Origin of the sequence: Micromonospora sp. NPDC049801, from assembly GCF_040656575.1 — a bacterium.
Classification (GTDB): Bacteria; Actinomycetota; Actinomycetes; order Mycobacteriales; family Micromonosporaceae; genus Micromonospora.
The window spans coordinates 131,529-144,111 of sequence record NZ_JBFAMS010000012.1 but is presented as its reverse complement, the minus strand read 5'-3'; the positions used below and the strand labels follow the sequence as shown (position 1 = coordinate 144,111).

The 12,583-nt window shown below is 71.0% G+C and carries 13 protein-coding genes; 2 read left to right on the top strand and 11 right to left on the bottom strand.

The window, feature by feature from the left end:
• Positions 1-9: 9 nt before the first annotated feature.
• Complete coding sequence (locus AB0I89_RS21890; protein ID WP_357129619.1) at positions 10-1,074, bottom strand: LCP family protein; 1,065 nt, start codon at positions 1,072-1,074, stop codon at positions 10-12.
• Positions 1,071-1,556: a SigE family RNA polymerase sigma factor gene (locus tag AB0I89_RS21885; RefSeq protein WP_357129616.1), complete on the bottom strand. Its 486-nt coding sequence runs from the start codon at positions 1,554-1,556 to the stop codon at positions 1,071-1,073. The genes AB0I89_RS21890 and AB0I89_RS21885 overlap by 4 nt, the downstream gene beginning before the upstream one ends.
• Before the next feature lie 181 nt (positions 1,557-1,737).
• On the opposite strand from AB0I89_RS21885, the gene AB0I89_RS21880 reads away from it, so the two are divergent.
• Positions 1,738-3,282 (top strand): LPXTG cell wall anchor domain-containing protein, encoded by a 1,545-nt coding sequence (locus AB0I89_RS21880; protein WP_357129613.1) that lies wholly within the window; start codon positions 1,738-1,740, stop codon positions 3,280-3,282.
• A 121-nt stretch (positions 3,283-3,403) separates the two neighbouring features.
• The gene (locus AB0I89_RS21875) at positions 3,404-4,228 is read left to right on the top strand and encodes a DedA family protein (protein ID WP_357129610.1); all 825 of its coding nucleotides are present in this window, start codon (positions 3,404-3,406) and stop codon (positions 4,226-4,228) included.
• A gap of 171 nt (positions 4,229-4,399) precedes the next feature.
• Here AB0I89_RS21875 and AB0I89_RS21870 read toward each other — a convergent pair whose 3' ends face one another.
• The 9 genes from AB0I89_RS21870 to AB0I89_RS21830 form a co-directional block, all read right to left on the bottom strand.
• A complete protein-coding gene (locus AB0I89_RS21870; protein ID WP_007454255.1) occupies positions 4,400-4,777 on the bottom strand; it encodes a metalloregulator ArsR/SmtB family transcription factor in 378 nt (125 codons plus the stop codon).
• Positions 4,778-4,834: 57 nt separating this feature from the next.
• A complete protein-coding gene (pyrE, locus tag AB0I89_RS21865; protein WP_355048453.1) occupies positions 4,835-5,374 on the bottom strand; it encodes an orotate phosphoribosyltransferase in 540 nt (179 codons plus the stop codon).
• 168 nt (positions 5,375-5,542) lie between these two features.
• Positions 5,543-6,352 (bottom strand): SDR family oxidoreductase, encoded by an 810-nt coding sequence (locus tag AB0I89_RS21860; RefSeq protein ID WP_357129607.1) that lies wholly within the window; start codon positions 6,350-6,352, stop codon positions 5,543-5,545.
• A 9-nt stretch (positions 6,353-6,361) separates the two neighbouring features.
• Positions 6,362-7,018 carry a hypothetical protein gene (locus tag AB0I89_RS21855; RefSeq protein ID WP_357129604.1) on the bottom strand — a complete coding sequence of 219 codons (657 nt, stop codon included), beginning with the start codon at positions 7,016-7,018 and terminating at the stop codon, positions 6,362-6,364.
• Positions 7,019-7,090: 72 nt separating this feature from the next.
• The gene (locus AB0I89_RS21850; RefSeq protein WP_357129601.1) at positions 7,091-7,930 is read right to left on the bottom strand and encodes a hypothetical protein; all 840 of its coding nucleotides are present in this window, start codon (positions 7,928-7,930) and stop codon (positions 7,091-7,093) included.
• A 90-nt stretch (positions 7,931-8,020) separates the two neighbouring features.
• On the bottom strand, positions 8,021-8,599 hold the full coding sequence (locus AB0I89_RS21845; protein WP_357129598.1) for a DUF4178 domain-containing protein: 579 nt from the start codon (positions 8,597-8,599) through the stop codon (positions 8,021-8,023).
• A gap of 127 nt (positions 8,600-8,726) precedes the next feature.
• Positions 8,727-9,104, bottom strand: coding sequence for a hypothetical protein (locus AB0I89_RS21840; protein ID WP_357129595.1), 378 nt, complete (start codon positions 9,102-9,104; stop codon positions 8,727-8,729).
• Positions 9,105-9,205: 101 nt separating this feature from the next.
• Positions 9,206-11,797: an ATP-dependent chaperone ClpB gene (clpB, locus tag AB0I89_RS21835; protein ID WP_357129592.1), complete on the bottom strand. Its 2,592-nt coding sequence runs from the start codon at positions 11,795-11,797 to the stop codon at positions 9,206-9,208.
• Positions 11,798-11,882: 85 nt separating this feature from the next.
• Complete coding sequence (locus AB0I89_RS21830) at positions 11,883-12,518, bottom strand: helix-turn-helix domain-containing protein (RefSeq protein WP_357129589.1); 636 nt, start codon at positions 12,516-12,518, stop codon at positions 11,883-11,885.
• Positions 12,519-12,583: the final 65 nt, after the last annotated feature.

The window sequence follows — 12,583 nt, the reverse complement described above, 5'->3', positions numbered from 1 at the left end:
TCCACGGAGTCACCGGGCTTGGTCGACCAACGTCGGGTGACGGGCCGCCCAGTCGCCGAGGCGGTCCTCCCGCAGCGCCTTCAGGAAATCCGGCACGAACGTCGGGTCGGCCCGCAGCGAGCGGTCCCTCGCGCTCGGCAGGGCCACCGGCAGACCGAGCCCGACCGGCTCGACCGACCGCAGCGTGGGCACGAGCCGCAGCAGGTCCAGCACGGCCGCCCGGTCGGGTGACACCACGAGGTCCGGGCCGACGGCGGCCAGCAGTCTGGCGAGGCGTACCGGATCGGTGAGTGCGCCCCGGTCGGTGGTCTGGCGGACGAGACCGGCGGCGAAGAGACGGGCGTTGCGGTCCCGGTCCTGGCTCCCCGCGGGCAGACCGTAGCGCTGGCGGAGCAGGTCGACCGACGCGGCGCCGTCGAGACGTTGGCAGCCGGCCGGGAAGACCCGCCGGGTGTGCACGGATCGCACCCGCTCGCTCAGGCAGACCGGCACACCGCCCACGGCGTCGGTCAGCGCGCTCACGGTGCGGTACGTCAGCACCACGCCGGCATCCACCCGTACCCCGGTCAGCTCGGCCACCGTGCGCCGGGTCAACTCGTACCCCTTGGTCATCTCCGGCCGGGTCGACCCGACGCCGGCCGGAAAAGCGGCGTTCAGCTTGTCGGTGCCGTGGCCCGGGATCGACACGCCCAGGTCGCGGGGCAGCGACACCAGGTACGGGCGACTGCGGTCGGCCGGGATGTGCACCAACAGCACCGCGTCGGCCCGCGTCGCCGCCGGCCCGTCGCCGTCGATGCCGAGCAGCAGGATGTTCAGCGCGCCGGTTGGCACCGGTCGAGCGGACTCACCGAGCAGTTCGGCGGCCGGCGGCGGCCCCCCGCGCTCCGGAGTCAGCAGCGGCACCCCGATCCCCAGCACCCCGAGCAGCGCCAACGCGACACCACCGGCCTGCCAGCGGCGACGCCGACGGCGACGGCGGATGGTCAGGCGGTCGATCGCCGCGCGCAGCGGGCCGGTCGGCGGGGTCAGCGGCTCGTGCCGGGCGAAGGCGGCACGCAGGTCATCCTCGATCATGAGGGAACCTCCACGTACTCGGCCCGGAGCGTGGCAAGGGCCCGGGAGATGGACGAACGGACGGTCCCGACGGCACAGCCGAGGATGTCGGCGATCTCGGCGTCGGGCAGATCCTCGTAGTAACGCAGCACGAGGGTGGCGCGCTGCCGGCGCGGCAGCCGGGACAGCCAGGTCCAGATCTGGTCCCGGTCCACGGCGGACTGGGCGTGGTCGGCGGACGCCGGCAGGGACTCGTCGGGCTCCCCGCGCAGCAGTACCCGACGCATCCACGAGCCGCGCTTCCAGTCGACGTACTGGTTGGTGAGCATGCGGCGCACGTACCGCTCGGGCGAGTCCGCGCGGGCGACCCGCCGCCAGTTCAGTTGGACCCGGACCATCGTCTCCTGCACCAGATCCTGCGCCTGGTGCGGATCACCGGTGAGCATCACCGCGTACCGCAGCAGCGGGGCAAGCCGCGTGTCCGCGAACTCCTCGTACGTCACTGCACCTCCCGGGTTCCTGCTTCAGTTGACGGGAGCGGACCCGCTGAACATTGCGGTGGCGGTGATCAGCCTTTCGGTTCGTCCTGCTGACCAGGCGGTGATCAGGGACGACGCCGAACCTTAGCGGTTCCTTAAGATCCACAGGCTGCACCTGAATCCCCCTACTGGAGGAATCCCCCTCATGCTCACCCACTCCAGCCGGCGCTGGCTCGCCGGACTGGGCGTCGCAGGCGCGTTCGTCGCCGCCTCCGCCAGCCCGGCCCTCGCCGACGAGGCCCGTTTCGATATCGCCACGCATGACGTGCTCGTGGCACCGGGTCATTCCACGTCCGGCTACCTCTACGCCCGGCCGACCGATGACGAGTCCGAGCCGACGTTCGGCGAGACCTCGGTGGACGTCGACCTCTCCGCGGTCGCGGACTTCGCCATCGTGGAGCCGATGTGGGGCTGGACCTGCGACGTCTCGCCGACGAAGCTGCACTGCGAGAGCGAAACCGAGGACGGCAGGCCGCCGTGGTTCGACTACACGGTCTCGGGTAAGGACGACGCGAAGCCGGGGCAGCAGGGCTCCCTGGCGATCAGCATCACCTCCGGCGGCAAGACCGCCAAGGCGACGGCAGGCGTCACCATCGCCGAGGGCGTCGACCTGGCGGGCGACCCGACCGTCGAGGCCAGCGGCGCCCCGGGCACCACGGCAGGACTGCCGGGTGTCGTTCGTAACACCAGCGAGACCGCCATCGATGGCGCCGTTCTCGTGTTGCAGGCCCAGGAACTCGCCGCCTACGGCGGCGACCACTCGAACTGCAGGTCCGACGAGTGGGGCATGGTCGCCGTCTGCGCGTTCGACACGAAGATCGAGCCGGGCAAGTCGTACAAGCTCTCGAACGGCATGCCGATCAAGGTGAGCGCGAAGGCACGCACCCGTGCGACCTTCTCAGTGGCGCTGTCCTGGTGGACCACTGACGACTGGGACCTGGCGTCCAAGGACTCGCCCATGGAGGACTTCAAGCCCGGCAACGGCGACAAGCTCCGCCTGGTCGAGCAGTCGATGCAGGCAGCACGGGTGCCGCAGACCGACGTCGACGTGTCGAACGACGTCACCATCGGGAGCGTTCGGGTAACCGGCAACACTTCGGCTGACCTCGCGGCCAAGGGCGCGACCGCAAGTGGCAAGAAGGGCGACGTGGTCACCGTCGCGCCGAGCTTCACCAACCTGGGGCCGGCGGTGCTGGAGTACATCGGCCAGGGCACGCCGGACCTCGGGATGGAGGACCTGCCGGTTCGGGTGACCGTTCCGGCCGGCACCACGGCGGTAGAGGTCGACCCCAACTGCGTGCCGTTCAAGCCGGGCACCGCGTGGGACCCGTGGGACGCGGCCTGGGGTGAGCCGGGCGCGAAGGAGTACGCGTGCCTGAGCCTCGAGACCTGGCCGGACGACGTGACCACGTACGAGTTCCGACTTCGGATCGACAAGGTCGACGCGAACGCCTCGGGTGCTGTCACCACCGTGCTCGCCGGTGACCCGAACAAGGGCAACAACACGGCGACGATCGTGATCAACCCGGCCTCGTCCAGCGGCGAGGGTGGCGGCAACGGTGACGGTGGCTCGCTGCCGATCACCGGTCAGTCGACCGGCCTGCTCGCCGGCCTCGGCGCGCTGCTGCTCGCCGCGGGCGTCGGCGGCTACCTGGTGGCCAAGCGCCGCCGGACCCGCTTCGTCGCCTGATCCATCCCAGCGGTACCGGTGCCCCGTCGACCACGCTGGTCGGCGGGGCACCGTCGTATCCGGCAACCGGGTGGTGAGCACCGGTCCGGCGCGGCCCGGACTGCGGGCTTCGGTACCCTTTGTGGCCGTGGACACAGCTGAGAAGACCCGCGCTCTCACGGAGAGCGTCGCCCTGAACCCGCTCGATCCCAAGGACCTGTTGCAGACCTTCGGGCTGGTCGGCGTCTGGGTGATCCTCTTCGCCGAGACCGGCCTGCTGGTGGGCTTCTTCTTCCCCGGCGACTCGCTGCTGTTCCTCGCCGGGGTGGCCGCCTCGCCGGTGGCGGACGCTATCTTCGGCGACGGAACCCGCCTCTCGCTGGCCGGTCTGCTGATCGGGGGACCGATCTGCGCGATCCTCGGCGCGCAGTTGGGGCACTGGCTCGGTGCGCGGTACGGCCGACGGATGTTCGAGCGGCCCAACTCGCGGCTCTTCAAGAAGGAGTACGTGGAGAAGGCCGAGTACTACTTCCAGAAGTTCGGCCCGGCCAAGGCCGTGGTGCTGGCGCGTTTCATCCCGATCGTGCGGACGTTCCTCAACCCGGTCGCCGGGGCGCTGGGCATGCCGGCCCGGCAGTTCCTGCTGTGGAACATCGTCGGCGGGGTGCTCTGGGTGGACGGCATCCTGCTGATCGGCTACCTGCTCGCCGACCGGATCTACAAGGCGATCGGCGATAAGATCGACCACTACATCCTGCCGGTGGTCGCACTGATCATCCTGATCTCGGTGCTGCCGATCTTCTTCGAGTTCCTCCGCGACCGGCGGGCGCGCAAGCGGGGCGAGGCGGTCGCGGTCGTCGCGGCGGCCAGCGCCGCGGGCGCCGTGGACGCGGTGCGTGAGAAGTTCGACCACGACGAGCACCCGCACGACCGTCGCGGGGGGCACGGCAACGGTCAGCAGCGCTGATCCCGGGTACGACGACGGCCGGCCCCCTGGTGTGGGGGTCGGCCGTCGGCATGTCGGACCCGGCCTCCGGCGGTGCGGCCGGGGACGAGCAGGTATCAGCTACCGGTGGCGCCACCCCTGGTTCGCCACCGGACACCGCCCCGGGTACGAGACGGTGCGCAGCGCCTTACGTCAGCGGGCCTTCTTGGTGGCCCGCTTACGCGGCGGGGTCAGCAGGTCGGCGATCGTCGCGATCGCGCTCGGGACCAGCCGGTAGTACGCCCAGACACCGCGCTTCTCCCGCTCCAGCAAGCCGGCCTCGGTGAGGATACGCAGGTGGTGACTGACCGTCGGCTGGGAGAGGCCGAGCGGCGCGGTCAGGTCACAGACGCACGCCTCGCCCTCGGGGGCCGACTGGATCAGGCTGAGCAGCCGCAACCGGGCGGGATCCGCAAGGGCCTTGAGGACCCCCGCGAGACGCTCGGCATCGGCACGTTCGATCGGCTCACCGGCAAGCGGCGAGATCTGAGGCATAGTCATTTCGGCCAACGCAGTTCCCACGTATTCCATCCTTCCACCAGCAGCATCGATCCGCCTGCATATCAGCAGATACGAATCGGCAGACTTTTACGCCACAAGGCCGAGGTCAGCCAACGTATAGGCCGCCCGGTACGGCAATCCGGCGGCTCGCACCGCGTCGCCGGCGCCTCGATCAACAATAACCGCCACGCCCACGACTTCGGCTCCGGCCTCGCGAAGAGCCTCGACGGCGGTCAACACACTTCCGCCCGTTGTGGACGTGTCCTCCACCGCCAACACCCGGCGGCCGGCCACCTCCGGTCCCTCGATCCGTCGCTGTAGACCGTGTGCCTTGCCCGCCTTGCGCACCACGAAGGCGTCCAAGGCGCGGCCGGTTCCAGCGGCGGCGTGCAGCATCGAGAGCGCGACAGGGTCCGCGCCCAGGGTGAGGCCACCGACCGCGTCGTACTCCCAGTCGGCGGTCAGGTCGAGCAGCGCCTTACCGACCAACGGAGCGGCCTGGTGATGGAGCGTGACGCGTCGCAGATCGACGTACCAGTCTGCCTCGCGCCCCGATGACAACGTGACCCGTCCGTGGACCACAGCCAGGTCGGTAATGAATTTGCGCAGGTCGTCGTGGTCCCCCATGGCGATAGAGGTTACTGCGCAACTCTGAACGCCGTGTGGACGGGCCTGCCGAATCAGGGCGGTGAGACACCGATGACGGGCGATGTCCGACTACGCTCAGCGACTGGCTCGGTCGCGGTGCGCCAACGACCGACGGCGGCGTCTCCGGCGCGACGACGCGCCCAGGGCTCAGCGTTCCTCGCGACCGATCCGGCCGCGGGTGTCGCGCGAGACCACTTCGAGTAGCCGGCGCGGCGCGTGCCGCAGACCGGCGACGGCCACCTTGTACTTCCACGCCGGAACACTCACCAACTTGCCTTTGCGCAGGTCACGCAGGCCCTCTTCGACGACGTCCTCGGCTCGCAGCCACATCCAGTTCGGCGTTTTGGACATGTTGATGCCGGCCCGCTCGTGGAATTCGGTACGGGTGTAACCGGGGCACAGAGCCATCACCCGGACGCCGAAAGGGCGGGCCGACTGGCCCACGGACTCACTGAAATTGGTGACCCACGCCTTGCTGGCCGAGTAGGTCGACCCGGGCATCACCGCGCCAAACCCAGCAACTGAAGAGACATTTATCACTGCCCCATCGCGCCGTTCGGTCATCGGACGTAGCGCCGCCAGTGTCAATCGCATGACGGCGTGCACATTGAGGCGGAGCAGCCGCGCCTCGTCCTCCGCTGTGGAGCGCAGGAACGGCTTGTTCAGGCTGATGCCGGCGTTGTTGACCAGGAGGTGAACGGGAGCGTCGGACGCCAGCCGCTGTTCGACGGTGGCGCAGCCGTCATCGGTGGACAGGTCCGCCGGCAGCGTCTGGACGTCGTGCCCGTGTCGGGCGCCCAGCTCCGTGGCCATCGCGGCCAGTCGATCCGCGTCCCGGGCGACCAGCACCAGGTGCCAGCCGTCGGCCGCCAGGCGCCGGGCGAACGCCGCGCCGATGCCGGCGGTGGCGCCGGTGATCAGGGCCCGTCGCTCGGGGGTCGTGGATTCGAGCGTCACGGGCGGTCCTCACCTGGGCGGGTACGGGGGCGTGGCCGGCGCCTGCGGGGGTTGGTGCGACGCGGGCGGGAACGCGGACGGCGCGGTCGGTGCCGTGCGGCGGTGTCGACCGAACCAGGCGTTCGCCGCCGGCAGGGCCAGCAGCGCGGCTACCACAAGGTAACCGAGGGCCTGCCCGACGGAAAGCCCGGCATTGAGCGGAATCCACCAGGACGGGTACGCGTCCGAGAGCAGGCCCAACAGCTCGGCGGTGGCCCGCTCGTCCGCCCCCAGCCGCAGCGGCGCGGCGCGTTCGCCGACGAGCACCGCCACGCTGCAACAGCCCGCGAGCAGGCCGAGCCCGCAGACCACCCAGATGGCCACGCGTACGCCCCGTCGACCCGTCAACAGTCCGAGGGCCAGTCCGGCGAGCACGAGCGCGGACAGCCCGGCGACCACCGCGGTCAGCGCCGCCGACGCGCGCAGCAGGGCCACCACACCGTCGATCTGCTGCGGGCTGGCCGAGGTGTTGCGCGCCACGGCGCGGAACTCCCCCACCGTCCGGCCCAGCACCGCCAGGTCGACGGCGGCGTACGCGAGCGCGCCGACCGCCATCAGCAGCAGCACGGCCGTGGCCGCCGGGACCACGGCGGGCCGGCGGGGCGGTGCCGGTTCGGGGTACGACACGACGGATCCCTCCGGTAGGCGTCGGGTTGCAACCTACTCGGAGGGATCGTCGGCGTCGTGCCTATCCGTGGATCAACTCGTCGACGGCCCGGTGCTGCCGGGGCGGTCCGCCGGCGGCGTGTCGTCCGGACGGTCCGAGCTGGACGGGTTGGCCGGCGGGGCGGTCGGCTGCTCCGGCCCGGACGCCTGGCCGGGAGTCGACGGGTAGGCCGGCTCCCCGCTGGACGGCTGACCGGGAGTCGACGGGTAGCCGGGCTGGTCGGACGCCTGCGGGTAGCCGGGCTGGCCGGACGCCTGCGGGTAGGCCGGGTAGCTGGCGCCCGGGGTCGGCGGCTCCCACGCGGCGGCGGGCTTGCGGAAGAACTCGTTGGACTTCGGCAGGGCCAGCAGGATCAGTGCCGCCAGCAGAGCGAGCAGGCTGACCACGCCGAGCAGGAGGCTGACCGGGGTGATCCAGGACGGCAGCGCCTCGTCGAGGCGGCGCTGGACCTCTTCGGGGCTCGGCATGTCGCCGCTGCCGCTCCCACCGGTGTTGAAACCGCCGGCCGCCCCGCTGAGCAGGGTGCCACCCGTGCAGCAGACCATGATGCCGCCGACGATCCAGGTGGTGATCCGGGCGCCGTTACGACCCTGGTTGTTGAAGATGGCCAGCACGCCCAGCACGACGGCCAGCAGGAGCACGAGGATCGCGCTGCCGAGGCCGAAGGCGAAGAAGAAGTCCGCGACCTGCTCCGCCCCGTCGGCGGAACTGCCCGCGTACGCGTCGCGGAGCACGTCCCGGGTCTTGCCGATGGTGGAGAGGGTGATGATGAGACTGATCACCTGGCACGCCAGGAACAGGTAGAGCAGATAGCTGGAAATCGTCACGGTGGAGGGCCGTTGGCGGGTCGGCGTGCTCGGGGAGTCGACCACGATTCTCCTTTCCTAGATTGGGCCCACACCGTATCGGCAACCGGCCACTGCGGCATGCCGTGCCGAAAGCGGCGCGCCCGGCGAGGTCGCTCAGCGCGCGTCGTCGACGGGTCGGATCGCCAGGTCGGCCGGATCGAGCAGGTCACCGCGCGCGACCCGCCAGCCCTCTTCGCCGTACGCCTCGAAGGAGAGCCGGTCACGCCCGCCCGACTCGTAGTCGTGGTAACGCATCGTCCCCGCCGCCGGCAGGCCGGTCTCCCCGGTGGAGGTGTAGCGCGCCTGCCCGGTCTCGGCCCAGGTGTACCGCCGCCCGCCGAGGTCGATGGTCGGCGCGCCGGGGGTGACTGTCGCGCCGGGCTCGGCGGTCCAGAGCACCAGCTCCAGCTCGGGACCACCATCACCCTCCACAGAGAGCCGGTGCGGCGTGCCGGAGGCGTCGTCGAGGAGGTGCTGCACCCACGTCCAGCCCCCCTCGACCAGTCGGATGGTGCCGCTCACGACGTACTCCCGCTGGCGGATCCGCACGCGGTCACCCGGAGCCAGCCGGCGGGTCGGCGGGAGGCCGGTGGGCCCGGCCGCGGCCCGGCGCCGGGCGCGCACGACGGCCACGAGCACGACCGTCATGAGTACGACAACGGCACCCACCAGGGACGCCAGCGACCCGTCCACCCGACCACCTCCCCAGGTACGTCGGCGCAGACGGTAACAACCTGGCGCACCGAAATGAGTCGCGTCGTGACCGAAAGCTCAGCCACCCACGACGGACCGCGGAACGCGTGGGGGTGTGCGGCGATTGTCAGGCCGCCGCGAGTCGCTGCGTGGCGTAGTCGCCGAGGGTGGAGCGACCCATGACGCAGCCGACGAAGGTGGTGAACTCGGTGGAGTCGTCGCGCAGCGACGTCCAGGTCGCCTGGGCGGCGGCCGGGTCGACTCGTTCCAGCAGCGTCGCCGCGTACGCGCGGCCGGCGGGCGATCCCTCTGCCAGCAGGTGGTCGAGTTGCCGGCGTACCTCCTCGGGGTGCTCGTCGAGTGCTGCCTCGACGCGGTGGTACGCCTCGGTCACCGGCAGCACCTCACCGGCGAACCCGACACCGCCGAAGGCCAGCGTGTCGGCGGTCATCAGCTCGTCGACGGCCGCGCGAAGGTCCCGCTCCCACCTACTCATCCCGAACATGCCCCACTCCTTTCCCCGCCGGCCCGCCTCTCACCCTGTTGATCAAGAGTTTTGCGTCATGGGAAGACGTCCCGATGACGCAAACCTCTTGATCGCGGGGCTCAGGCGGGGGTGACCGTCAGGGCGTTTCCGGCGGGGTTGAGGTCGACCTTGACCGTGTTGCCGTCCCGGATGGTTCCGGAGAGCAGGGCCTTGGCCAACTGGTCGCCGATGGCGGTCTGCACCAGGCGGCGCAGCGGTCGGGCGCCGTAGATCGGGTCGTAGCCGTGCTCGGCCAGCCACCCACGGGCGGACTCGGTGATGTCCAGCGCCAACCGACGGTCCGCAAGACGGCTTCGCATCCGGTCGAGCTGGATGTCCACGATGGAGCGCAGATCGTCCCCGCGCAACGCCGCGAACACCACGATGTCGTCGAGCCGGTTGAGGAACTCGGGCTTGAAGTGCGACCGGACGACGGCGAGGACGCCCTCGCGGCGCTGCTCCTCGGCCAGCGTCAGGTCGCTGATCACCGACGACCCGAGGTTGGAGGTGAGGATCAGGATGGCGTTACGGAAGTCGACCGTCCGGCCCTGGCCGTCGGTGAGCCGACCGTCGTCGAGCACCTGGAGCAGCACGTCGAAGACGTCCGGGTGCGCCTTCTCCACCTCGTCGAGCAGGATCACCGAGTACGGCCGGCGGCGGACGGCCTCGGTGAGCTGGCCGCCCTCCTCGTAGCCGACGTAGCCGGGCGGGGCACCGACGAGGCGGGCGACGGAGTGCTTCTCGCCGTACTCGCTCATGTCGATGCGGACCATCGCCCGCTCGTCGTCGAAGAGGAACCCGGCGAGCGCCTTGGCCAACTCGGTCTTGCCGACACCGGTCGGTCCGAGGAAGAGGAAGCTGCCCGTCGGACGGTCCGGGTCGGCGACACCGGCCCGAGCCCGGCGTACGGCGTCGGAGACCGCGCCGACGGCCTCGGCCTGGCCGACCACCCGGCTGCCGAGCGACTCCTCCATCCGCAGCAGCTTGGCCGTCTCGCCCTCCAGCAGCCGGCCCGCCGGGATGCCCGTCCAGGAGGCGACGACCGCGGCGATGTCGTCCGAGCCGACCTCCTCCTTGAGCATCGCGCCGTCGGCCTGGAGCCGGGCCAGCTCCTCCTCGGCCTGCGTCAGCTCGACCTTGAGGGCCGGGATTCGGCCGTACCGCAGCTCGGCGGCGCGCTCCAGCTCGCCGTCGCGCTCGGCCCGCTCGGCCTCGCCGCCCAGGCGCTCCAATTCCTCCTTCGCGGTGGAGAGCTTGGTGATGTGGCTCTTCTCGGTCTGCCAGCGCTCGGAGAGCACGGTGAGCTGCTCGCGCTTGTCGGCCAACTCCTGGCGCAACCGGGCCAACCGCTCGGCGGAGGCGGCGTCGGGCTCCTTGGCCAGCGCCATCTCTTCGATCTCCAGCCGGCGTACGGCCCGCTCGATCTCGTCCACCTCGACCGGCCGGGAGTCGATCTCCATTCGGAGCCGGGACGCGGACTCGTCGACCAGGTCGATCGCCTTGTCCGGCAGGAACCGGTCGGTGATGTACCGGTCGGAGAGCGTGGCGGCGGCGACCAGCGCGGCGTCGGTGATCCGTACGCCGTGGTGCACCTCGTAGCGCTCCTTGAGCCCGCGCAGGATGCCGATCGTGTCCTCGATCGTCGGCTCGCCCACCAGCACCGGCTGGAAGCGGCGCTCCAACGCCGGGTCCTTCTCGATGTGCTCGCGGTACTCGTCCAGCGTGGTGGCGCCGACCATCCGCAGCTCACCACGCGCCAGCATCGGCTTGAGCATGTTGCCGGCGTCCATCGAGCCCTCACCCTTGCCGGCGCCGACGACGGTGTGCAGCTCGTCGAGGAACGTGATGACCTGCCCGTTGGAGTTCTTGATCTCCTCCAGGACGGACTTCAGCCGCTCCTCGAACTGGCCCCGGTACTGCGCGCCGGCAACCATCGCCCCGAGATCCAGCGAGACCAGCTTCTTGTCGCGCAGCGACTCCGGCACGTCACCGGCCACGATCCGCTGGGCGAGACCCTCGACGATGGCCGTCTTGCCAACGCCGGGCTCGCCGATCAGCACGGGGTTGTTCTTCGTACGCCGGGAGAGCACCTGGATGACCCGGCGGATCTCGGAGTCCCGGCCGATGACCGGGTCGATCTTGCCGTCGCGGGCGCTGGCGGTCAGGTCGACGCCGTACTTGCTGAGCGCCTGGTAGGTCTGCTCGGGGTCGGCGGTGGTGACCCGCCGGTCTCCGCCCCGTACGGTCGGGAAGGCCGCGATCAGGGCCTCTTCGGTGGCCCCGGCCGACTTCAGCGCGGCCGACACGGCACCGCCCACCCGGGCCAGACCGGCGAGCAGGTGCTCGGTGGAGGTGTACTCGTCACCCAGCGGGCGGGCGATCTGCTCGGCGGCCCCGATGGCGTTGACGAACTCGCGGGCCAGGGTGGGCTCGGCGATGCTGGAGCCCCGCGCGGCCGGCAGGGCGTCGACCGCACGATCGGTGGCCCGGCGCAGCTCGGCGGGGTCGGCCCCGACGGCGCGCAGCAGACCGGCGGCGGTCGAGCCTTCGGTGTCGAGCAGGGACAGCAGCAGGTGCCAGGGCTCCACGGTCGCGTGGCCACGCTGGTTGGCCAGGGAGACGGCACCGGTGATGGTCTCGCGGCTCTTGGTGGTGAGTTTCTCGGTGTTCATGGGCTCCCCCGGATCGGCGTTGTCCACTGTCTTGGACGCAACCAGAGTTGAGCGTATTCCACTCAACCTTACCGTGTGACGCCTGTCACTCGCGGGGTCGCCACCGCCAGTCGAACTCCCCGGCGGCCGGCGCCGGGCCGGGCAGCTCGCCCGCCTCCGGCACCGTCGACAGGCCGCCCAGCAGCACCGCGAGCTGCCGGCGGCGCAGCTCACGGGTGCGCTCCACGTCGGGTACGCGCACAGCCGCACACCCCTCCAGCACCAGCCCCAGATCCTGTACGACCACGTCGGCGCGCAGCCGCCCACTGGCGTGCGCCCGCTCGACGAGCGCCGAGGCCAGCTCGCCCGCGCGTACCGCGTCCCGACCCATCTCCTCGGTCGGCGTGAAGGTGCCGGCCAGGTGGACGGTGAGCGAGTGCACGTCGGCGTCGACCACCCGGGCCAGGAACCCGGCGAACGCGGCCCAGTCGTCCGGCTCGGCGTGCGCCTCCTCGGCCACCGCGATGTAGCGGCGCAGCCCGTCGTGGCAGAGCTGGCGCAGCAGGGCCTCCTTGCCCGCGTACCGCCGGTAGAGCGCGCTGATCCCGACGCCGGCGCGGTCGGCGACGGCGGCGATCGGGGCCTTCGGGTCGTCGAGGAAGACGGCGCGGGCGGCTTCGAGGATCACCTCGTCGTTGCGGGCGGCCTGGGCGCGGCGGCCGGCCAGGGGCTTCGTCGACATGGGTCGAGGCTACCACTGGAACGGATCGTTCCGGTCTGCTACCGTGATTGCAGAACGAAACATTC